General features: G+C 63.4%; 20 protein-coding genes. 11 read left to right on the top strand and 9 right to left on the bottom strand.

Annotation, left to right across the window (positions count from 1 at the left end; all coding sequences use genetic code 11):
• Positions 1-37: 37 nt before the first annotated feature.
• A complete protein-coding gene (locus AB5I78_RS26000) occupies positions 38-2,167 on the top strand; it encodes a mechanosensitive ion channel family protein (protein WP_369302405.1) in 2,130 nt (709 codons plus the stop codon).
• 119 nt (positions 2,168-2,286) lie between these two features.
• Here AB5I78_RS26000 and AB5I78_RS25995 read toward each other — a convergent pair whose 3' ends face one another.
• Complete coding sequence (locus AB5I78_RS25995; RefSeq protein ID WP_369302406.1) at positions 2,287-6,534, bottom strand: DEAD/DEAH box helicase; 4,248 nt, start codon at positions 6,532-6,534, stop codon at positions 2,287-2,289.
• Between the two features lie 166 nt (positions 6,535-6,700).
• Here AB5I78_RS25995 and AB5I78_RS25990 point away from each other — a divergent pair, with 166 nt between their 5' ends.
• Complete coding sequence (locus AB5I78_RS25990; protein WP_017135982.1) at positions 6,701-7,585, top strand: sugar nucleotide-binding protein; 885 nt, start codon at positions 6,701-6,703, stop codon at positions 7,583-7,585.
• Positions 7,586-7,753: 168 nt separating this feature from the next.
• On the opposite strand, the gene AB5I78_RS25985 is transcribed toward AB5I78_RS25990, so the two are convergent.
• The 5 genes from AB5I78_RS25985 to AB5I78_RS25965 all read right to left on the bottom strand — a co-directional run bounded on the left by AB5I78_RS25985 (position 7,754) and on the right by AB5I78_RS25965 (position 11,813).
• Positions 7,754-8,452, bottom strand: coding sequence for an OmpW family protein (locus AB5I78_RS25985; protein ID WP_145162650.1), 699 nt, complete (start codon positions 8,450-8,452; stop codon positions 7,754-7,756).
• A 95-nt stretch (positions 8,453-8,547) separates the two neighbouring features.
• On the bottom strand, positions 8,548-9,069 hold the full coding sequence (locus tag AB5I78_RS25980) for a DUF3299 domain-containing protein (protein ID WP_242201336.1): 522 nt from the start codon (positions 9,067-9,069) through the stop codon (positions 8,548-8,550).
• Between the two features lie 11 nt (positions 9,070-9,080).
• Entirely contained in the window at positions 9,081-10,346 is a 1,266-nt protein-coding gene (locus AB5I78_RS25975) for an ABC transporter permease (RefSeq protein ID WP_262208822.1), read from the bottom strand.
• Between the two features lies 1 nt (position 10,347).
• On the bottom strand, positions 10,348-11,058 hold the full coding sequence (locus AB5I78_RS25970; RefSeq protein ID WP_369302407.1) for an ABC transporter ATP-binding protein: 711 nt from the start codon (positions 11,056-11,058) through the stop codon (positions 10,348-10,350).
• Positions 11,059-11,207: 149 nt separating this feature from the next.
• Entirely contained in the window at positions 11,208-11,813 is a 606-nt protein-coding gene (locus AB5I78_RS25965) for a DUF2796 domain-containing protein (RefSeq protein ID WP_369302408.1), read from the bottom strand.
• A 130-nt stretch (positions 11,814-11,943) separates the two neighbouring features.
• Between AB5I78_RS25965 and AB5I78_RS25960 the strand changes: the two genes are divergently transcribed.
• Positions 11,944-12,285 (top strand): hypothetical protein, encoded by a 342-nt coding sequence (locus AB5I78_RS25960; protein WP_369302409.1) that lies wholly within the window; start codon positions 11,944-11,946, stop codon positions 12,283-12,285.
• Here AB5I78_RS25960 and trxA read toward each other — a convergent pair.
• The 3 genes from trxA to AB5I78_RS25945 form a co-directional block, all read right to left on the bottom strand.
• Positions 12,282-13,154, bottom strand: a complete 873-nt coding sequence (trxA, locus tag AB5I78_RS25955) for a thioredoxin (protein WP_145162632.1) — start codon at positions 13,152-13,154, stop codon at positions 12,282-12,284. The genes AB5I78_RS25960 and trxA overlap by 4 nt on opposite strands.
• A 126-nt stretch (positions 13,155-13,280) precedes the next feature.
• Entirely contained in the window at positions 13,281-13,937 is a 657-nt protein-coding gene (locus AB5I78_RS25950; protein ID WP_369302410.1) for a methyltransferase, read from the bottom strand.
• Entirely contained in the window at positions 13,934-14,389 is a 456-nt protein-coding gene (locus tag AB5I78_RS25945) for a YbaY family lipoprotein (RefSeq protein ID WP_145162626.1), read from the bottom strand. Before AB5I78_RS25945 ends, AB5I78_RS25950 begins: the two co-directional genes overlap by 4 nt.
• A gap of 139 nt (positions 14,390-14,528) precedes the next feature.
• On the opposite strand from AB5I78_RS25945, the gene nrdR reads away from it, so the two are divergent.
• The 8 genes from nrdR (at position 14,529) to AB5I78_RS25905 (ending at position 20,779) form a co-directional block, all read left to right on the top strand.
• Positions 14,529-14,999, top strand: a complete 471-nt coding sequence (gene nrdR / locus AB5I78_RS25940) for a transcriptional regulator NrdR (RefSeq protein WP_164487963.1) — start codon at positions 14,529-14,531, stop codon at positions 14,997-14,999.
• Positions 14,996-16,132, top strand: a complete 1,137-nt coding sequence (ribD, locus tag AB5I78_RS25935; protein WP_369302411.1) for a bifunctional diaminohydroxyphosphoribosylaminopyrimidine deaminase/5-amino-6-(5-phosphoribosylamino)uracil reductase RibD — start codon at positions 14,996-14,998, stop codon at positions 16,130-16,132. The genes nrdR and ribD overlap by 4 nt, the downstream gene beginning before the upstream one ends.
• Positions 16,133-16,180: 48 nt before the next feature.
• Positions 16,181-16,843 (top strand): riboflavin synthase, encoded by a 663-nt coding sequence (locus AB5I78_RS25930; protein ID WP_145162620.1) that lies wholly within the window; start codon positions 16,181-16,183, stop codon positions 16,841-16,843.
• A 15-nt stretch (positions 16,844-16,858) separates the two neighbouring features.
• On the top strand, positions 16,859-17,950 hold the full coding sequence (gene ribBA / locus AB5I78_RS25925) for a bifunctional 3,4-dihydroxy-2-butanone-4-phosphate synthase/GTP cyclohydrolase II (RefSeq protein WP_242201374.1): 1,092 nt from the start codon (positions 16,859-16,861) through the stop codon (positions 17,948-17,950).
• Positions 17,951-18,038: 88 nt separating this feature from the next.
• Entirely contained in the window at positions 18,039-18,515 is a 477-nt protein-coding gene (ribE, locus tag AB5I78_RS25920; RefSeq protein ID WP_003194576.1) for a 6,7-dimethyl-8-ribityllumazine synthase, read from the top strand.
• Positions 18,512-19,012, top strand: coding sequence for a transcription antitermination factor NusB (gene nusB / locus AB5I78_RS25915; RefSeq protein ID WP_017135996.1), 501 nt, complete (start codon positions 18,512-18,514; stop codon positions 19,010-19,012). The genes ribE and nusB overlap by 4 nt, the downstream gene beginning before the upstream one ends.
• A gap of 18 nt (positions 19,013-19,030) precedes the next feature.
• The gene (gene thiL, locus AB5I78_RS25910; RefSeq protein WP_369302412.1) at positions 19,031-19,996 is read left to right on the top strand and encodes a thiamine-phosphate kinase; all 966 of its coding nucleotides are present in this window, start codon (positions 19,031-19,033) and stop codon (positions 19,994-19,996) included.
• Between the two features lie 57 nt (positions 19,997-20,053).
• Positions 20,054-20,779 carry a substrate-binding periplasmic protein gene (locus AB5I78_RS25905; protein ID WP_369302413.1) on the top strand — a complete coding sequence of 242 codons (726 nt, stop codon included), beginning with the start codon at positions 20,054-20,056 and terminating at the stop codon, positions 20,777-20,779.

The raw sequence follows: 20,779 nt of genomic DNA, 5'->3' as shown, positions 1-20,779 counted from the left end.
CAGTTCCTTACAGACCCTGCTGATGGAGCCCGGTGTTTTGCTGAATTTAAAGACTGTATTACTGCTTGGTGCGCTGCTGCTGTGTGGCAATGGCGCACTGCAAGCTGCTACGTCTGCGGCCGCCGCAGCGCCGGCCACGCCTGCCGCAGCGGCTGAACCGGCCAAACCGGAGTTGCTGGTCGAGGGCGGCTTGCTGGGCGCCATCAGTTCCAGCATTGACGATGTACAAGACAAGCTCGACCTCAACCAGAACCTCATCGACGCCTGGCGCTTGCGTGCCGATCGCGCGGCGGATGAGGTGGGGCGCCTGGTCGACCAGACGGCTGAACGCTCGCCGTGGAGCGTGGCCGGCGACTTCCTGCTGCTGTCCGGCGTCTGGGTTGGCGCCTTTGCGGTGTTGACCCTGCTGGGGCACTTTGTTGTGCAGCGCTTGAGTCGGCGGCATTTCGTCGAACGACGCGAACGCTTGCTGGCAGTCTTGGGGTATGTGGTGCCCTACACCATCCCCGCGCTCATCTGTCTGCCGCTGACCCTCTACGTCAGCCACTTCCTGGCCTCGTCGGTGGGTCGCGCGCTGGCGCTGTGTTTTGCCTACGCCACCAGCAGCGGCATCTTTTCCACGTCGATGTTGCTGTGCGTGATCGTCATGTTCAATCTCGGCCACAAGCGCCCGGCCGTGCAGATCATTCGCAACTACTGCCCCAAGCCGCTGTTTCTGATCGGCTTCCTGGCCGCCCTCAGCGACGCGCTGACCAGCCCGCAGATCGCCCGGCAGTTGGGTGGCAATATCACCAGCAGCATCGCGGTTTTCACCGGCCTGTTCGCGGCGGTGATTTTCGGTGTATTGGTGGTGCGCCTGCGCCGGCCGGTGGCGCATTTGATCCGCAATCGGCCACTGGCCCAGCGCCTCAAACACCCTGCGCTGCAGCAATCGCTGCGAGTGTTTTCCGGGCTGTGGTACTGGCCGATTCTGTTGATGGTGCTGGTCTCGGCGATCAACCTGATCGGTGCCGGCGACGATAACCAGAAGGCGCTGCGCTGTGCGCTGTTCACCACGATCTTGCTGATCGGCACGGTGTTTCTCAGCACGGTGCTGCAACACCTGTTCAAGTCCCGCAGCCAGGTGGCGATCCAGCGCAGCAGCGCCTACAAGGAGCGCTTCCTGAGCCTGTTGCACGCGATCTTGCGCATCGCCATGGCCATCGCGTTTATCGAAATTCTGGGGCGTATCTGGGGCATCTCGCTGTTCGAATTTGCCCAGCGCAACTCGGTGGGCCGCGCGATCAGCGACTCCCTGAGCAGCATCGGCCTGATCCTGCTGATGACCTGGCTGTTCTGGGTGGTGCTCGACACCGCGATTCAGGAAGCGCTGAAACCGCCGGTCAATAAACGCTCCAGCCGTCAGCCGAGTACGCGGGTCAAAACCATCCTGCCGCTGCTGCGTAACGCGGTGAAAATCATTCTGGTGGTGATCTGCGCGATCACCACCATGGCCAACCTTGGCATCAACGTTGCGCCGCTGCTGGCCGGTGCCGGTGTGGTTGGTCTGGCCATCGGTTTTGGCTCGCAGCAATTGGTGCAGGACGTGATCACTGGCCTGTTCATTATCATCGAGGACACGCTGTCCATCGGCGATTGGGTCGTGCTCGACTCCGGCCACGCCGGTACCGTCGAAGGCCTGACCATCCGCACGTTGCGCCTGCGTGACGGCAAGGGTTTTGTGCACTCGGTGCCGTTCGGGCAGATCAAGGCGGTCACCAACCAGTCGCGGCAATTTGCCTATGCGTTCTTCTCGGTGCAGTTCACCTACGACACCGATGTGGACAAGGCCGTGGACCTGATCCGCGAGGCCGGGCAATCGATTCGCGATGACGTGTTCCTCAAGTACAACCTGCAAGGGCCGCTGGAGGTGTTTGGCGTCGACAAGATGGACCTCAACGGCGTGGTGCTGACCGCGCAGTTCCGCACGGTGTCGGGCGGGCAATACGCGGTGAGCCGCGCGTTCAACCAGCGCTTGAAAAAGCTTGTGGATAACTGTGATGAGGTGCACTTCGCGCAAACTTATCCACAGCAGGTCTTGCTGCCCAAGCGCACGGCGCAGGTGGATGAGCCGGATGAGGAAGCGCCGGCTTCGGTGGTGTTGACCGAGCAGCCGCGTACCCAGTGAGGGAAGGTGTCTGGGCTGGCCCCATCGCGGGCAAGCCCGGCTCCCACCTTTTGACCGTGTGAACCCGTTCAATGTGGGAGCTGGCTTGCCTGCGATGAGGCCCTTGAAGTCACTGCGACTTAATGCCTGATCAACTTCTCCTGCACCGCCAACTGATCCACCTCCACCCATATCTGCTGCTTGCCGCCGACCATCACCGCCGCGGGCAGCCCGTCGCGGTACACCACCCGATTGCCACTCACCGCCGGCACTTTACTGCCCGGCAGCAGCGTGCCCACCAGGTTCAGCGGATCAGCCCCGCACACCGCAATCAAACTGCCGTCATGCGGCCGGCGGCGGACTTCGCGCAATGACGCAATTGCCTCCGGCAACGCAAACTGCTCGCCCGCCAGCCCACTGACGAACCGCCCGCCGCGGATCTCCCCGCGCGCTTCGAGCCGATGGAAAGTACGCAGCAATTCGCGCCAGCTCGGCAGCCAATCCGCCTCACGCTCCAGCAACCGCCAGAACACCACGCCATAGCGGCGCAGCAAGGTCATCGCCACATGCTCCAGCGTCTCGGCCGAGTGTGGCCCGGCGGCGCTCGGTGAACGGCGCAACAAAGCCCAGCGCCCGGCGTCGTCCATGCCGCCGATAAACGCCCCGCGTCCGCGCCGGCTGCTGCGCGCCTGGCGTTTGCTGGCGGGTGTGGTCAGCGCGCGCAGGCCGGCGAAGCTGTCGGCATTCACCAGCCCTGCGCCCACCAGTTCCTGCAGCGCCGTCTCCAGTTCGCTGCGCAGCAGATGGGCTTCGTGCACCAGTTCGTCGAAAAACAGCGCGCCATGTTCACGCAGCGCCACGTGGACTTTCTGCGCCTTGGGCGACAGCGTGGTGCTGTCGGTCATCTCGGTCAGCCCGCTCCACAGCGGCACTTGGCTGCGCGGCAGCAACACCACCGGTGTGCTGCGCAGGGCCATCGCGCCAGCCTTGTTGCTCAGCCGCGTCCACACCAGCTTGCCGCTGCGGCACAGGTCGTCGAGCCAGGTGGATGAGTAATCCTTCAGGCGCGCGCTCAGCAGGTCAGTGTCCCAGGCCGAGGTGGCGGCGGCGTAGCCCTCAAACTGCGCGACAATCTGAGGCAACATGGCGCTGCCCTGGCCGCGTGTGCCCTCGGACAGGTGCTGCCAATCGAACAGAAAACGCATGAAATCCTGCAGCGCCACGGGCTCGATTTCCCGGCGCAGGCGCTTGACCGTGTAGCGATGAATGCGCGCGAGCAAATGCCGTTCGCACCACTGTTCTTCGCTGGCGCCAGGGCTGAAACGGCCGCGCAGCACGTAGCCTTCCTGCTCCAGGCGAGCGAGTGCCTGGGTTACGTCTGCCACCGGCAGGGCCAACGGCGCGGCGATCTCGATCAGGCTCAGCGGGCCGAACCCGCCGAGGCGGGCGCGCAGCACTTCGACCAGCGCATCATCAGTGGTCCAGGGTTCATCGAAGCCCGGCAGCAACGGCAAGTCGTTGGGATAAATAGCCTGCAAACAGCTCAAGCGTTCCACCGCCACCCACAGGCCATTGCTCAATGCATAGGCGCGCCCACCCTTGGCCAAGGCCTGCAGCCACTCGGCCCATTGCGGCGTGACCTCATGAGTGGCAATGCAGGCCAGGCTCATCAGCGCTTCGTGCATTTCGTCCAGGCCATTGGGCGCCGGCCAGGCTTCCTCGCGCACGCCGGCGATGGCCTCGGCATCCAGCGCGCCGAGGTCGTCGGTGCTGTGCGGGTCGCTCCAGCGCCGGTTGAGCACGGCTTGGGTACGGCGTTCCTCCAAGGGGGCATCGTCGAGAAAGGTGTAGGGGCGCGCGCTGAGAATTTCCGCGGCCATGGGCGAGGGCGCCGGCAGGTCACGGCTGATCAGCCGCACTTCGCCGCTTTCCATGCGCCGCAGCAGCGCCAGCCAGGCGTTGCTGTCCATGGCGTCGTGCAAGCAGTCGTCGAGGGTCTGCTCCACCAAGGGGTGCTCGGGCACTTCGCGCTCGCCGGCGAGGTTTTCCAGGCAGGCGATCTGGTCGGGAAACACGTTGGCGATCAGGTCTTCGCTTTTCATGCGCTGGATCTGCGGCGCCACTTTGCGCCCGCCGGTATAACGCGGCAACGCCAGTGCCACACCGGCGTTCCAGCGCCAGCGCACGCCAAACAGCGGCGCGTCCAGCACAGCCTGGATCAGGACGTGCTCGGCACTGTTGCTGTTCAGATACCGCCACACGTCATCCAGCTCGAAACTGTGGCTGGTCGACAGCGACAGCACGATTGCATTTTCACTGGCCGCCGCCTGCAATTCGACATTGAACGTGCGGCAAAAACGCTTGCGCAACGCCAGGCCCCAGGCGCGATTGATACGGCTGCCAAACGGCGTGTGAATGATCAGTTGGGTGCCGCCGGACTCGTCGAAAAACCGCTCCATGATCAACGTGTCCTGGGACGGCAGCGCGCTCAGGGCCAGGCGTGCGCGGGCCAGGTAATCGAGGATCTGCTCGGCGCTGGCGTGGTTCAGGCCAAGGGTGCCGGTGAGCCAGTCGAGGGCCGCTTGCAAGTCGCCGGGGGTGGCGCTGAGCAGCGCGTCGAGCTGGCCTTGAAACCGCGCCACCGCCGCCGACAATTCGTTGCTGCGCCCCGGCGCCTCGCCCAGCCAGAACGGAATGGTCGGCGGCTGGCCATGGGCGTCCTCAACCCGCACCTTGCCGGCTTCGACCCGCAAAATTCTGTAGGACGTATTACCGAGCTGGAAGATATCCCCAGCGATGCTTTCCACCGCGAAGTCTTCGTTGACGCTGCCGATGTTCAGGCTCTGCGGCTCCAGCAGCACGCTGTAGTCGGCGTTGTCGGGAATGGTGCCGCCGCTGGTCACGGCGGTCAGCTTGGCGCCACGGCGGCCGCGCAGGGTGTGGGTCACGGCGTCGCGGTGCAGGTAGGCGCTACGGATGCCCTGGCGGCCGTTATAGCCCTCGGCGAGCATCTGCAACAGCGCCTGGTAATGGCGTTCGTCCAGCGCGGCGTAGGGCGAGGCGCGGCGAATGAGATCGAGCAATGCGGGTTCCGACCATTCCTGCGCACTGACTTCGGCGATGATCTGCTGGGCCAGTACATCCAGCGGCGCGACCGGAATCTGCAAGGTGTCCAGCTCACCCCGGCGCACGCAGTCGAGCAGGGCGGCGCACTCGATCAAGTCGTCGCGGGTGGTGGCGAACAGGCGCCCCTTGGGCGTGCCGCCGACCTGGTGCCCGGAACGGCCAACGCGTTGCAGGAAACCATTGATTGAGCCGGGCGAGCCGATCTGACACACCAGGTCGACGTCACCGATATCAATCCCCAGCTCCAGGGACGCAGTGGCGATCAGCACTTGCAACTCGCCGGCCTTGAGCCGTTGCTCGGCGTCCAGGCGCAGCTCTTTGGCCAGGCTGCCGTGGTGCGCGGCCACGGCGGTTTTGCCCAGGCGCTCGCTCAAGTGCCGCGCCAGGCGTTCGGCCAGGCGCCGGGTGTTGACGAAAATCAGCGTGGTGCGGTGTTCGCGCGCCAGCTCGGCGAGGCGGTTGTAGACCAGTTCCCACACGTCGTTGGCCATGACCGCCGAGAGCGGCACCGGCGGCACTTCGATATCCAGGTCACGCGGGCGGGCGTGGCCGATATCGACAATTGCGCAGGGGCGCTCGGTGCCGACCAAAAAGCGCGACACCGCCTCGATGGGCTTTTGCGTGGCAGACAGGCCAATGCGGGTCAGCGGTTCGGCGCACAGGCCTTGCAGGCGTTCCAGGCTCAGGGCCATATGGCTGCCGCGCTTGCTGGCGGCAATGGCGTGGATTTCATCGACGATCACCGTGCGCGTGCTGGCGAGCATGTGCCGGCCGGAGTCCGAACCCAGCAGCACGTAGAGCGATTCCGGGGTGGTCACCAGGATATGCGGCGGGCGCTTGCGCATCTGTGCGCGGTCTTTTTGCGGGGTGTCGCCGGTGCGCACGGCGGTGCGGATCACCAAGGGCGGCAAGCCCATCGCCTGCAGCTGCGCGGTGATGCCGGTGAGCGGGTTTTGCAGGTTGATCTGGATGTCGTTGGACAATGCCTTGAGCGGCGAGACATACACCACCAGCGTCTCGTCCGGCAGTTGCCCGCCATTCGCCAGGCCTTTGTGCACCAGGTCATCCAGCACGGCGAGGAACGCCGTCAAGGTCTTGCCGGAACCGGTGGGCGCAGCGATCAGGGTGGAGCGGCGCTGGCGAATCAGCGGCCACGCCTGGGCCTGGGCGCTGGTCACCGAGGGGAAAGCGTTGCGGAACCAGGCGCTGACAGCGGGGTGAAAGCCGTTCAAGACCGTGTCCGTGGTTTCAGGAAGGTTCATACCCCTTATATGCAACCGGCGGTGCCAAGTTGCAACCCCGCACTTTATCCGTGACGGTTGCGCTACAAACCCGCAAAATGCAACGATTCTGGAATAAACCTACGGCCGGCTTCATCCGCCGGCCGACAATAACCATCGTTCCAAACAGACCGGGCCTGCACACTCTATGCGAATGCGCCTTATGTTACTGGGCGGCGGGAATGCCCTCGGGCAAGCGCTGATTCGCCTCGGTGCAGAGGAAGACATCGGTTTCCTCGCACCCAAACCGCCCCAAGACGGCTGGGATGCCGCGAGCCTTACCCAATTGCTCGACGACACCCGTCCCGATGCGTTGATCAACCTCGCCTACTATTTCGACTGGTTTCAGGCCGAAGCGGTCAGCGAAACCCGTTTGGCCGCTCAGGAATTCGCCATCGAGCGCCTGGCCGAGTTGTGTCAGCACCACAACATTACCTTGCTGCAACCGTCCAGCTACCGCGTGTTCGATGGCTCCCGCGCCACCGCCTACAGCGAAAAAGACGAGCCGGTGCCCCTGGGCCTGCGCGGCCAGGCGTTGTGGCGCATCGAGCAAAGCGTGCGCGCCACCTGCCCGCAGCATGTGCTGCTGCGTTTTGGTTGGCTGCTGGATGACAGCGTCGACGGCACGCTCGGGCGCTTTTTGGCGCGGGCCGAGAAGCCGGACGAGTTGCTGATGGCCGATGATCGCCGGGGCAACCCGACGCCCGTGGACGATGCCGCGCGGGTGATCATCTCGGTGCTCAAGCAACTTGATTGCGCGGCGCCGCTGTGGGGCACGTATCACTACGCCGGGCACGAGGCGACCACACCGTTGGCGCTGGGCCAGGCGATCCTTACCGAAGCGCGTAATTTCCACCCGCTGGCGATCGAATCGCCTACCGCCCAGGCTCACGCGGCACGCCCGGATGCGGCAGATGAACCGCAACACGCGGTGCTGGCCTGCAAGAAAATCCTGCACACCTTCGGCATCAAGCCTCGGGCGTGGCGGGCGGGGTTACCGGCGTTGCTGGATCGGTTCTACCGCCACAGCTGACACCGCACAAAACCAAAATGTGGGAGCGGGTTTTGTGTGGGAGCTGGCTTGCCTGCGATCGCATCACCTCGGTATCACTGATACACCGAGGTGTCTGCATCGCGGGCAAGCCCGACTCCCACACAAGCCCGCTCCCACAGGGGTTATGTAGTGTTAGTTGACCCGGATTTAGAACTTGTAGCCGATACCCACCATGTAAACCATCGGGTCAACGTCCACATTGACCTTGGCACGTGTGCCCTGGCCCAGCGCATTGTTGTCCACGGTGGCCTTGGTGCTGATGTCGATGTAGCGCGCCTGGGCGTTGATCATCCACTTGTCGTTGATCATGTAGTCGGCGCCGATCTGCGCGGCCCAGCCCCAGGAGTTTTCGGCCTTGAAGTTGCTGAAACCGGCTTGTTCGGCGCGGCTGCTGACGTGCTCGTCGTAGATCCAGGTGTAGTTGATACCGGCGCCCACGTACGGCTGAAAGGCGGATTTGCTATCCATCGGGTAGTACACGACGCTCAGGGTTGGCGGCAGGTGCTTGAGGGTGCCGAGCTTGCCGTTGGCGGCGCCGAGGGCGGTGTTCTTGATCTTCACATCGTGCTCGAACGGCGTGGCCGCCAGCAGTTCGATACCGACGTGGTTGGTCAGCATGTAGGCGAAGTTCAAACCCAGTTGGGTGTCGCTGCTCATGGTCGCCTTGCCGCCCAGGTTGGTGCCCGCCAATGGGCCCTGATCAACCTTCACATGACCACTTTCAGCTTCCGGATTCACGGTAATTGCACCGGCGCGAATCAGAATTTCGCCCGCTTCGTGAGCGTGTGCGACCGGGGCGGCGAGGGCGAGCGCGAAGAGGGACGCGCCGAGCAGAGACTTGTTCATGGGAGCTCCAAAAGGACGTTAAAAGTTGTACGTCCAATGGTAAAGATCGTTCCGTTCGATCCTTTGACTCAGCTCAATGAAAGGACGATCAGCCCCTATTCCTGCAGCTCGTAGACATAAATCTTGTCGGCATCCATTTGATAACCGGCGTCGGCCAGCTCGCTGGATGACGGCTTGACCTGCATCGCGCCTTCGATCCAATACGGCTGATACAACTCATCGAGTTTCACCCCGACTTCGCTTTTCACATGCACGATCTGGTTCGACGGCGGCGGCGGTACATGGATGCACGCGCCGAAATACGGCACCAGCAAAAACTCGGTGGTGCGGCCTTCTTCGCTGACTTCCAGCGGCACGATGTAACCCGGCAAGCGGATGTGCTTACCGTCCAGGCTTTGCACCACCGGCGCGTTGGGCAAGTCTTGCTTGGCGGCCGGCGCCGACTCGACCGACAGCGCGTCGGCCATGTTCGACAGGTCGTGCAGCGGTTTCATGTTGGGGATTTCCGGCGGCGCGTCCGGCGGGATCATCTCCTGCCATGACAGATCCTTCGGCTGGTCTTCGGCCCAGATGGGCACTGCCACCAACATCAACATTGCAAACAGGGCACGACGCATCGAAGCCTTCCTCATAAACGTATGGACAGGCCATCGGCCAGTGATTGTCGATAGGCGCGCCACGCGGGCACGCTGCCCATCAACAGCGCCGCGGCGAGAATGCCGGCGAGCAAGGTCCATTCATATTCGCTCGGCCATGACATCGGCAGGTCCAGCCCGTAATTGGCCTGCAAATACCCGCGCGAGGCGGCGATGCACAGGTACAGCAGACCAACGCCCGCCACCACGCCAGACAGCGCCAGGGCGAAGGCTTCAAAGATCAGCAGCGTTGCGATATGCCACGGCCGCGCGCCCACCGAGCGCAAAATGGCCATTTCGCGGCGGCGCTCGTTGAGGCTGGTGAGGATCGCCGTGAGCATGCCGATCAAACCGGTCAGCACCACGAACAGCGAGATCACGAACAGCGCTTTTTCGGCGGTGCCCATCATGCTCCACAACTCTTGCAGGGCCACGCCTGGCAATATCGCCAGCATCGGCTCGCCGCGAAATTCATTGATTTCGCGCTGCAGGGCGAAGGTGGAAATCTTGTTGTTCAGGCCGAGCATGAACGCGGTGATGGCCTGTGGCGTGAGGTCCATGTTGCGCGCCTGATCGGCGCTGATGCGGCCTTTGCCCTGGGCCGGCACGCCGTTGTGCCAGTCGATGTGAATGGCTTCCATGCCACCGAGGCTGATGTGCAGCGTGCGGTCCACCGGCGTGCCGGTACGTTTCAAAATGCCGACCACGGTGAACGGTTTGTCATCGTGTTTGACCAGGCTGACCACCGCGACACCATGGGCCAGCACCAGCTTGTCGCCCAGCTTGTAATGCAGCGCCTCGGCGACTTCGGCGCCGAGCACCACTTCAAACGGGTCGGTGGCAAAGGCGCGGCCGCTGGCCAGTTCGAGGTTCTGTTTGCGGCCGTACTGGTAGTGCTCGAAGTAGGATTGGTTGGTGCCCATCACCCGATAGCCGCGGTGCGAGTCGCCGAGGGAAATCGGGATCGCCCATTTCACCTGCGGGCTGGCGGCGAAGTGCTCGTAGCTGTCCCAACGGATGTTGTTGGTGGCGTTGCCGATACGGAACACCGAGTACAGCAGCAAGTTGACCGAGCCCGAACGCGCGCCGACGATCAGGTCGGTGCCGCTGATGGTACTGGCAAAACTGTTGCGCGCCTCAACCCGCACGCGCTCCACCGCGAGCAACAAACAGACTGACAGCGCGATGGCAAAGGCGGTGAGGATCGCGGTAAAGCGGCGGTTAGCCAGGCTGGCCATGGCTAGACGAAACAAATACATCTCAAACCTCTGCGGGCGTGGCGGCGCGATTGAGTTCGGCCAGCGACAGGTGGCGGTCGAACAGCGGCGCGAGGCTCTGGTCATGGCTGACAAACAGCAAGCTGGCGCCAGCGTCGCGGCATTCGGCGAACAGCAACTGAATGAAAGCCTCGCGGGCGTCGTAGTCCAGCGCCGAGGTGGGCTCGTCGGCGATCACCAGTTCCGGTTGGCCGATCAGCGCGCGGGCGGCGGCGACGCGTTGTTGTTGGCCGATGGACAGTGAGTCGGCGCGGCGCTCGAGCAGGTTGTTGTCGTTGAGACCCAAATGCGCGAGCAAGGTCGCGGCGGCCTGGTCGACGCTGCCGTGGCGCTGAATCGCGCGTTGCGCGCGCAGCTTGGAAAAGTGGCAAGGCAGCTCGACGTTCTCGCGCACCGACAGAAACGGCAGCAGGTTGAACTGCTGGAAGATGTAGCCGGTGTGGTCCACGCGAAAGCGGTCGCGGGCGCCGGCCGAGAGTTCGGTCAGCTCCTGGCCGAGCAGGCGGATGCTGCCCCGGCTGGGTTTCTGCACGCCGCCGAGCAGGCCGAGCAGCGTGGTTTTGCCGCTGCCGCTCGGGCCTTTGAGAAACAGGGTTTCGCCTGCTTGCAGGCTAAACGCTGGGATGTCCAGCAACTGTGGGTGACCGGGCCAGTTGAAGCCCAGGTCAGACAGTTCGATCAGTGCATGGGTCATGTGAAATCAATATCGCCTGGTTGTAGAGCGTGGCGCCGATCCAATGTGGGAGCTGGCTTGCCTGCGATGACGGCGGCACATTCAATATGGATGTGTCTGTTATACCGCTATCGCAGGCAAGCCAACTCCCACATTGACCGTGTTTCAAATCAGAACTTCAGGGTGGCTGCGGTGGCCGTGGCTTCAACACCTTGCTGGCCGCTTGGGCCGATCAGTTGTACCTGAATCTTCTGAGTGGCGGGGAAGGTCTTGAACACCTGGGTCAGGTCGAGGTTGCTCAAGGCCATCGGCGTGGCGCAGGTGAACTGGTAGTGGGCGTGGATTTCACTGTGGTCATGATGATGTTCGTGGGCGGCTGCGCCTTTGCCGTCGGTGGCGTGGTCATCGTCGTCATCATCATGATCGGCTTCAGGCTTGTCGCCGAACAGCGGGCTGTTGAGTTCCTGGGTGCTGATCACGCAACCGGCGGCCTTGGGCACATTGAACAGGGCCAGTGGGTTTTCCAGTGACTTGCGGGCTGCGGCAACCTTGGCTTTGTCGGCGGGCGTGCTGGCCTGGTGTTCAAAACCCACGAGGTTCATGGCCGGGCTGTCAAATTCCAGCTCAAGCGCCTGACCGTCGAGTACCGCATTGAGACGGCCGACGCCATGCTCGTGGGCGCCGAGGCTGCCGTGCTCATGTTCGTGATCATCGTGAGCATGGGCAACTGCCAGTGGCAGCAGGGCAAACGGCAAAGCAAGCAGCAGACGGCGCATGAGAAGGCTCCAGAACATGAAAGTTTTGTTATGTGATCTTATAACAATAGTGACAGAGTTTGACCGCCCGCTTGGCGTTGCGCAAGCCGCGTGGGAGCATGCCCGTCAGAAAAGTGCAGGAGTAAGGACGATGTTGCGAATTCGTGGAACGGTCGGCGACGTGCCGGTGGACTTGACCCTGGAGCTGGATGACGGCGATTGGGCGCGCTTGGGCGCCCAGTTGCAGGCCGCGCCTACGCCGAGCGCGCCCGCTGCCGCGCCGGTCAAACACAATGATGATCTGTGGCAGAACGCCCAGGACCTGTTGCGCAAGGCCGGGCAACTCAACGGGCTGGAACTGCTCGATCAGCTGGAAGGCTTGGCCGGTGACGCCGCATCAGGCAAGCGTCTGCTGGTGCGCTTGCGCCATAACGCCAAGGTGAAAGTGACCAGCGGCGGGGATACGCCGCTGTACAGCTGGATCGGCGATTAGTACAGCGCAGCAAACAACTTGCGGCGGTACGCGGTGACCAGCGGGTGGTCATTGCCGAGCAGTTCAAACACCTGCAGCAAGGTCTTGTGCGGCAAGCCTTCGCTGTAGCTGCGGTTGCGGATAAACAGCTTGAGCAAGCCTTCCAGCGCCGCGTCGTATTGCTGGCGTGCCAGTTGCTGAATCGCCAGCTGATAGGCCGCCTCATCATCCTGTGGGTTTTGCGCCAGGCGGCTTTTCAAGTCGGCGGCGTCCGGCAGCTCGGCGGCCTGGCGCAGGAAGGTGATTTGCGCCTTGGCGCCGGCGAGGGCGGCTTTGTGGTCATCGCTTTTCACGGCGTCGAGCACGGCCTGGGCTTCGCCCAGTTCACCGCGCTCGGCCAGGCAGCGCGCGTACAGGATCAGCGCGCCGGCGTTGGTGTTGTCTTCGCCCAGCATCGTCACCAGGACCGCTTCGGCATCGCTGATGCGGCCTTCGGCAAACAGCGCCTGGGCCTGCTCCAGCGGATCAGCCGCCGCCGGTGGTGGCATCTGCACGTGCGGCTCCAGCATTGCGCGCACCGCCGACTCCGGCTGCGCGCCGGCAAACCCGTCCACCGGCTGGCCGTCCTTGAACAGCACCACAGTGGGCAGGCTCTGAATGCCAAAACGCGCGACGATATCCTGCTCCGCCTCGCAATCGACCTTGGCCAGCAGCAACTCGCCCTGATAACTCTCGGCAATTTTCGCCAACATTGGCATCAACGCCTTGCACGGCGCGCACCACTCCGCCCAGAAATCCACCAGCACGGGTTTCTCGAAGGAGTTCTGGATCACTGCCTGGTCGAAGTTGGCGGTGGTGACGTCGAAGATGTACGGCGTGGGCTCACTCATGGGGCGTCTCGAATAAAGCGGGAATGGGGCAACTATAAGGTGATGGAGTCCAGATCGCTATCGCGGGCAAGCCGCTCCCACACTTGACCGCGTTCCCTTGTGGGAGCGGGCGTGCCCGCGATGGCCTCAAGCGCGCCGCGAATGGTACAGGCTCACCTTGCGAAACTCCCAAGGCTCGGCCAGGTCCGGCAGCGTTAGCGCCTCAAGGATCTCCAGGCGTTGATAAGCCGGGTGCTGGAAGTCGCGCACGCGCGAATCTGCTACCAGTGCTTCACGGCCGCGCGTCAGGAATTGATCAAGCAGCGGCAGGTTGGCGCGGTCGTAAAGTACGTCGGCCACCAGGATCAGGTCGAAGCGATCGGCTTCGGCGAAAAAATCGGCCGAATAACCCAGGGTCACACCGTTGAGTTCGGCATTCGCCCTGCAGGATGCCAACGCCAGCGGGTCTAAATCACACGCGACCACTTCCAGCGCGCCCGCCTTGACGGCGGCAATCCCGGCCACGCCAGAGCCTGCGCCAAAATCCAGCACGCGCTTGCCGGCAACCCACTCGGGGTGCGCCGCCAGGTAGCGCGCCAGCGCCAGACCGCTGGCCCAGCAGAAACTCCAATAGGGCGGCTCATGCAGGATGCGCCGGGTTTCTTCGGGGCTGAAGGCGCGGTCCATATTGTCCGCGTCCAGCAGCCACAACGACAGCTCGGTGCCCGGCAGCGGGCAGGGCACCAGTTGCGCGTCGCCGATCAGCTCGCTCAGGGCGCGTTGCAGGTCCAGCGGTGGCGTCATGGCGCCGGGACGAGTTGCAGCGGGCCGGTGGCCTGGGTAATTGCCTGGGTGATGCGCACGGCGGGCAGGTGCAGGATCAACTGACCGGACTGGCTGGCGCGACCGCGCAATTCAACCCGCGCACCGGCCGGGAAGGCTTCCGGGTTAAAGCGCAGGCGGAACGCCAGAGGCTTGCCGTTGCCGGTCAACACGCTGCTGGCGAGCAGCTGTTGCGGGCGGTTGCGCTCGTCAATCACCAGCAGGGCCAGTTCGACTTCGGCATTGGCCGGCACGCCGTTGAGGGTGCCGTTGATTTCGCGCTGATAAGCCGGCAGCGGGCCGAGGTCTTCAATGCCGGGCACTTTTTTCTCTTGGGCGGGCGTCGGTTGAGGCGCCGAAGGCTTGGGGGCTTCGCTGCTGCAGGCGACCAGAAAACTGAACAGGGCGAGTAAAACAAGTGGTCGTAACTGCATGTACGGCTCCAGAAAGGGCAAAATCCGTGGCTTTAAAATAAAGAAACATATAAGCCTGCCTATATACCGTAAAGGCTATGGCTTGTCTTGCCACAGGGATGCGCTACCATGGCCCTCCCTTTTTTTGTTGTCTGCCACCATGCACTGTCCCTTCTGCGGTGCCAACGACACCAAGGTCATTGACTCGCGTCTGGTCGCCGAGGGCGATCAAGTACGTCGCCGGCGCGAATGCCTGGCCTCTGGCTGCGGTGAACGTTTCACCACCTTCGAAACCGCCGAACTGGTATTGCCACGTCTGATCAAGTCCGACGGCAGCCGCCAGCCTTTCGACGAAGACAAACTGCGCGCCGGTATGCAGCGCGCCCTGGAAAAACGCCCGGTGAGTGTCGAGCGGCTGGAGGCGGCGCTGGTGCATATCAAGCACAAGCTGCGTGCGACCGGCGAGCGCGAGGTCAAGAGCCTGGTGGTTGGAGAGCTGGTGATGGGCGAGCTGCAAAAGCTCGACGAAGTCGCCTATATCCGTTTCGCCTCGGTGTATCGACGCTTCCAGGACCTCAACGAGTTCCGCGAAGAAATCGACCGCCTGGCCCGTGAGCCTGCCAAAAAATGAACCCTCCGTCTGCCGAACAAGCTGTCCTCGACGCCCATTACATGGCCCGCGCCCTCGAATTGGCGCGCAAGGGCGTGTACACCACCCACCCCAACCCGCGTGTGGGCTGTGTGATTGTGCGTGACGGGCAGATTGTCGGCGAAGGCTGGCACGAGCGCACCGGCGAACCGCATGCCGAACCGAATGCCCTGCGCGCTGCCGGTGCCAAGGCGCGTGGCGCCACGGTGTATGTAACCCTGGAGCCGTGCAGCCACCACGGACGCACGCCGCCGTGTGCCGATGCACTGGTGACTGCCGGTGTGGCGCGCGTGGTGGCCGGGATGCAGGACCCGAACCCGGAAGTGGCCGGGCGTGGCATGCAGCGCTTGGCGCAAGCCGGTATCGAAACCCGCAGCGGCGTGCTGGAAAGCGAAGCGCGCGCGCTGAACCCGGGCTTCCTCAAGCGCATGGAGCACGGTCTGCCGTTTGTGCGGGTCAAGCTGGCGATGAGCCTGGACGGCCGCACCGCGATGGCCAGCGGCGAAAGCCAATGGATCACCGGCCCGGCCGCCCGCGCCGCCGTACAGCGCCTGCGTGCCGAGGCCAGTGTGGTGCTGACCGGCGCCGACACGGTGCTGGCCGATGGCGCGCGTCTGACGGTACGCGCCGCCGAGTTGGGCCTGGACGATGAAACCACCGCACTTGCCATGTCGCGCCCGCCCTTGCGCGTGTTGATCGACGGGCGCCTGCGGGTGCCGCTCAACGCGCCGTTCTTCAAGGCCGGCCCGGCGTTGGTCATCACCTGCGTGACCGCGGAAAACCAGTTCCCCCGTGGCCCCGAATGCCTGGTGGTGCCGGGCGTTGACGGTCAGGTCGACCTGCGCTCGGCCCTGGTGGCCCTGGCCGCCCGTGGCGTCAACGACGTGCTGGTGGAAGCCGGCCCGAGCCTGGCCGGTGCGTTTGCCCAGCAAGGGCTGGTGGACGAGTACGTGATATTCGTCGCCGGCAAGTTCCTCGGCTCCGCCGCGCGGCCTCTGCTGGACTGGCCGCTTGAGAAACTGGCCGATGCCCCCCCACTCAAGATCACTGACATGCGCGCTGTAGGCGACGACTGGCGAGTCACTGCCATCCCTATGCCAGCAGCGAGCGTATAATTCCCGGCCCGCGCTTGAGCGACAGCCCCTCGTTTTCAGGAGAACGAAATGTTCACCGGCATTATCGAATCCATCGGCAGCATCCGTGCAATGACTCCCAAAGGCGGCGACATCCGCCTGCTGGTTGAAACCGGCAAGCTGGACCTGGGCGACGTCAAGCTGGGCGACAGCATCGCCGTCAGCGGCGTGTGCCTGACCGTCATCGAGCTGCCTGGCAACGGCTTTGCCGCCGACGTCAGCCGGGAAACCCTGGACTGCACCGCGATGAACGACCTCAAGGCCGGCAGCCCGGTCAACCTGGAAAAAGCCCTGACCCCGACCACGCGCCTGGGCGGCCACCTGGTCAGCGGCCATGTCGATGGCGTCGGCGAAGTGGTTTCGCGCAGCGAAAACGCGCGGGCCGTGGAATTTCGCATCCGCGCACCCAAAGAGCTGGCCAAGTACATCGCCCACAAAGGCTCGATCACCGTCGACGGCACCAGCCTGACCGTGAACGCCGTGAATGGCGCCGAATTTGAACTGACCATCATTCCCCACACCCTGAGCGAAACCATCATGGCCTCGTACCAGCCAGGTCGCCGGGTGAACCTGGAAGTCGACTTGCTTGCCCGTTACCTGGAGCGCCTGCTGTTGGGCGATAAGGCCGCAGAGCCTACTGCCGGGAACATCACTGAAAGTTTTTTAGCCGCTAACGGCTACCTTAAATCCTGACCAAGGGGGTGCCGCGTGGCGCTCAATAGCATCGAAGAACTGGTTGAAGACATCCGCCAAGGCAAGATGGTCATCCTGATGGATGACGAAGACCGTGAAAACGAAGGCGACATCATCATGGCCGCCGAGGCCTGCAAGGCTGAGCACATCAACTTCATGGCCAAGCACGCGCGTGGGCTGATCTGCATGCCCATGAGCCGCGAACGCTGCGAGTTGCTCAAGCTGCCCTTGATGGCGCCGCGCAACGGGTCGGGTTTCGGCACCAAGTTCACCGTATCGATTGAAGCGACCACCGGCGTGACCACCGGTATTTCTGCGGCCGACCGCGCGCGCACCGTGCAAGCCGCCGCCGCCAAAGACGCCAAGGCCGAAGACATCGTCAGCCCCGGCCACATCTTCCCGCTGATGGCCCAGCCGGGCGGCACCCTCGCGCGTGCCGGCCACACCGAAGCCGCCTGCGACCTGGCGCGCATGGCCGGTTTCGAGCCTAGCGGCGTCATCTGCGAAGTGATGAACGACGACGGCACCATGGCTCGTCGCACTGAACTTGAAGCGTTTGCGGCTGAACACAACCTCAAGATCGGCACGATTGCCGACCTGATTCACTACCGCATGATCCATGAGCGTACCGTTCAGCGGATTGCCGAGCAGCCACTGGACAGCGAACTGGGCCAATTCAATTTGGTGACCTACCGTGATTCAGTGGAAGGTGACGTGCACATGGCCCTGACGCTGGGGAACATTTGCGCCGAAGAACCGACCCTGGTGCGTGTGCACAACATGGACCCGCTGCGCGACCTGCTGATGGTCAAGCAGCCCGGCCGCTGGAGCCTGCGCGCCGCCATGGCTGCGGTCTCCGAGGCAGGCAGCGGTGTGGTGCTGTTGCTCGGCCACCCGTTGGACGGCGATGTATTGCTGGCGCATATCCGCGAAACCGCCGACCACGTGCCGGTGAAAAAACCGACCACCTACAGCATCGTCGGTGCGGGTTCGCAGATCCTTCGTGACCTGGGCGTACGCAAAATGCGCCTGATGAGCGCGCCAATGAAATTTAATGCGATATCCGGTTTCGACCTGGAAGTTGTAGAATACGTGCCCTCCGAATAAAGGCCGGCGATTTTTGCCCCTTGTTCGCGGTTAAATCATCACTGAGGGACGCACTTTTCGCGTCCCGGCTCTTTAAGAGATTTGTCGAATGACCCTGAAGACCATCGAAGGTACCTTCATCGCCCCCAAAGGCCGCTATGCCCTGGTGGTTGGCCGCTTCAACAGCTTCGTGGTTGAAAGCCTGGTAAGCGGTGCCGTTGACGCCCTGGTTCGCCACGGTGTGAGCGAGAGCGATATCACTCTCATCCGTGCCCCTGGCGCCTTCGAAATTCCACTGGTTGCGCAAAAAGTTGCTCAGCAGGGTGAATACGCGGCGATCATCGCCCTGGGCGCGGTCATTCGTGGCGGCACCCCGCATTTCGAATACGTGGCCGGCGAATGCACCAAGGGCCTGGCCCAGGTGTCCATGGAGTTCGGCGTGCCCGTCGCTTTCGGCGTGCTGACCGTGGATTCCATCGAGCAAGCCATCGAGCGTTCCGGCACCAAGGCCGGTAACAAAGGCGCTGAAGCGGCCCTGTCCGCGCTGGAAATGGTCAGCCTGCTGTCGCAGTTGGAGGCCAAGTGATTTCCGACGAGAGCGATCAGTTCAACCCCCAAGACCCGCGCCCTGCGGATGCCGGCAAGCCGTCCAAAAGCGAGAAGCGCCGTAAAGCGCGTCAACTCGCGACTCAGGCGCTGTACCAGCGTCTGATGGCCGGCGCTTCGCTGAACGAAATCGAAGCGCAGTTCCGCGTCGACAACGACTTCACGTTTGCCGACCAGAGCTACTTCCACGACATCCTGCACGGTGTGCATGCCAACCTGACCGAGATCGACACGGCGCTGGCACCTTGCCTGGACCTGACGATCGAAGAGCTGGACCCGGTTGAACTGTGCGTAATGCGCCTGTCCACCTGGGAACTGCTCAAGCGCGTTGACGTGCCGTACCGCGTAGTGATCAACGAAGGGATCGAGCTGGCCAAAGTCTACGGTTCGACCGACGGCCACAAGTTCGTCAACGGCGTGCTCGACAAGCTGGCCCCGCGCCTGCGTGAAGCCGAAGTGAAGGAACACAAGCGCTAAGTCGCGCTGACCTTCCCAATGGGTGAGTTCGAGCTGATCCGCAACTACTTCGCCGCCGCGCCCTGTGCGCAGGGCGGCGAAGGCATTGCCCTTGGGATCGGCGACGACTGCGCCTTGCTGGCGCTCCCCGTCGGGGAGCAGCTGGCAATCTCCACCGATACGTTAGTGGCCGGCGTGCATTTTGCCGACCCGTGTGACCCGTTCCTGCTCGGCCAGCGCTCGCTGGCCGTGGCAGTGAGCGACTTGGCCGCCATGGGCGCCCATCCGCTTGCCTTTACCCTTGCCCTGACAACGCCGACGGTCGATGCCGATTGGCTGCAACGCTATGCCCAGGGTTTGAATACCATGGCGCAAAGCTGCGGCGTCGGCCTGGTGGGTGGCGACACCACGCGCGGGCCGCTGAGCCTGACCCTGACCGTGTTTGGCCGTGTGCCGGCTGGGCAGGCGTTGACGCGCAGCGGTGCGCAACCGGGTGACTTGCTGTGTGTAGGCGGTGAGCTGGGCAATGCTGCCGGTGCGTTGCCGCTGGTGCTGGGCCAACGCACGGCAGACGCCGCTGTCGCCGAGCCGCTGCTGGCGCACTACTGGTCGCCACAACCGCAACTGGCGTTGGGCCTGGCGCTGCGGGCAAAGGCCACATCGGCCATGGATATCTCCGACGGGTTGTTGGCCGATTGCGGGCATATCGCCAAGGCGTCGGCTGTCAGCCTGGTGATTGAGCGTCAGCAATTGCCGTTGTCGGCGGCCTTGCTGGCGTTTCTCGGTGATGACCAAGCGCGCGTGGCAGCCCTGAGCGGGGGCGACGACTACGTATTGGCGTTCACGTTGCCGCCGGCCGAGCTGGCGCCATTGCAGGCTGCTGGTTGGCCGATCCACGTGATCGGTCGGGTCGAGGCGGGGCAGGGCGTCACCTTGCTCGATGCCACTGGGCAAGACATCACACCGGCCGTGCGTGGCTATCAGCATTTTCACGAAACACCGTAAGCCAGCGACCTGCGCTACCCTCTATACGGATATTACGGTGTGTGGGGTTGTGTCGTTATGGATGTACGTCGTTGGCTGCTGGTGGTGCTGTGTGCACTTGCCTCGCTGGTCCAAGCAGATGAAGGCCCGGTCCCCGGCAAGATCACGCTGGCCAGTGAGGAATGGAACGACTACACCAACAAAGATGGCAGCGGCCTGGCCTGGGACTTATTGCGCCAAATCTTCGAGCCCGCCGGCATCACCCTGCAAACCCGCAGCGAGCCCTATACCCGCTCGGTCGGCCTGGCCCAGCGCGGCGAGGTGGATGGCTGGGTCGGTGCCTATCGCGATGAAGCCAGCGGCGTGTTGTACCCGCACTGGAATTTCGACTCGGACCACATCTACGCCCTCGGGCTGGCAACGACGCCGACGCCAAGCCTTGCCACGCTGGGCAATTACCGCCTGGCCTGGGTACGCGGCTACAAGTACGAGGAGTACTTGCCCAACCTGCGTCACTTCAACCAGATCGAACGCCGAGACGGCATCCTGCCGATGCTGCAGCACGGCCGCGCCGACTTCTACATCGACTCGCTCACCGAAGCCAGGTACGTGCTTGGCCAGGCGCACGATCCTTCGCAGTTCAGGCTCACGCCTATCGCCGAGCTGCCGCTTTACATAGGCTTTGCCGACACTGAGCGCGGCCGGGCCTTGATGGCGGTGTATGACCAGCGCATGGCGGCTTTGGTCAAAAGCGGCGAACTGAAGCCGATTTTCGGACACTGGAAGCAGCCTTATCCGTTCTGA

The organism is Pseudomonas sp. N2-3-1-14, from assembly GCF_041228395.1.
GTDB lineage: Bacteria > Pseudomonadota > Gammaproteobacteria > Pseudomonadales > Pseudomonadaceae > Aquipseudomonas.
This window is presented reverse-complemented; position numbering and strand designations above follow the sequence as displayed.

Coding starts and splice junctions, on each gene's coding strand:
- AB5I78_RS25965 (WP_369302408.1), bottom strand. CDS start 11,813: ATGCGCCGTCTGCTGCTTGCTTTGCCGTTTGCCCTGCTGCCACTGGCA.
- AB5I78_RS25975 (WP_262208822.1), bottom strand. CDS start 10,346: ATGTATTTGTTTCGTCTAGCCATGGCCAGCCTGGCTAACCGCCGCTTT.
- nrdR (WP_164487963.1), top strand. CDS start 14,529: ATGCACTGTCCCTTCTGCGGTGCCAACGACACCAAGGTCATTGACTCG.
- AB5I78_RS25905 (WP_369302413.1), top strand. CDS start 20,054: ATGGATGTACGTCGTTGGCTGCTGGTGGTGCTGTGTGCACTTGCCTCG.
- AB5I78_RS25945 (WP_145162626.1), bottom strand. CDS start 14,389: ATGCAGTTACGACCACTTGTTTTACTCGCCCTGTTCAGTTTTCTGGTC.
- AB5I78_RS25930 (WP_145162620.1), top strand. CDS start 16,181: ATGTTCACCGGCATTATCGAATCCATCGGCAGCATCCGTGCAATGACT.
- ribD (WP_369302411.1), top strand. CDS start 14,996: ATGAACCCTCCGTCTGCCGAACAAGCTGTCCTCGACGCCCATTACATG.
- trxA (WP_145162632.1), bottom strand. CDS start 13,154: ATGAGTGAGCCCACGCCGTACATCTTCGACGTCACCACCGCCAACTTC.
- AB5I78_RS25980 (WP_242201336.1), bottom strand. CDS start 9,069: ATGCGTCGTGCCCTGTTTGCAATGTTGATGTTGGTGGCAGTGCCCATC.
- AB5I78_RS25990 (WP_017135982.1), top strand. CDS start 6,701: ATGCGAATGCGCCTTATGTTACTGGGCGGCGGGAATGCCCTCGGGCAA.
- AB5I78_RS25950 (WP_369302410.1), bottom strand. CDS start 13,937: ATGACGCCACCGCTGGACCTGCAACGCGCCCTGAGCGAGCTGATCGGC.
- ribE (WP_003194576.1), top strand. CDS start 18,039: ATGACCCTGAAGACCATCGAAGGTACCTTCATCGCCCCCAAAGGCCGC.
- AB5I78_RS25995 (WP_369302406.1), bottom strand. CDS start 6,534: ATGAACCTTCCTGAAACCACGGACACGGTCTTGAACGGCTTTCACCCC.
- AB5I78_RS25970 (WP_369302407.1), bottom strand. CDS start 11,058: ATGACCCATGCACTGATCGAACTGTCTGACCTGGGCTTCAACTGGCCC.
- thiL (WP_369302412.1), top strand. CDS start 19,031: ATGGGTGAGTTCGAGCTGATCCGCAACTACTTCGCCGCCGCGCCCTGT.
- AB5I78_RS25960 (WP_369302409.1), top strand. CDS start 11,944: ATGTTGCGAATTCGTGGAACGGTCGGCGACGTGCCGGTGGACTTGACC.
- AB5I78_RS25985 (WP_145162650.1), bottom strand. CDS start 8,452: ATGAACAAGTCTCTGCTCGGCGCGTCCCTCTTCGCGCTCGCCCTCGCC.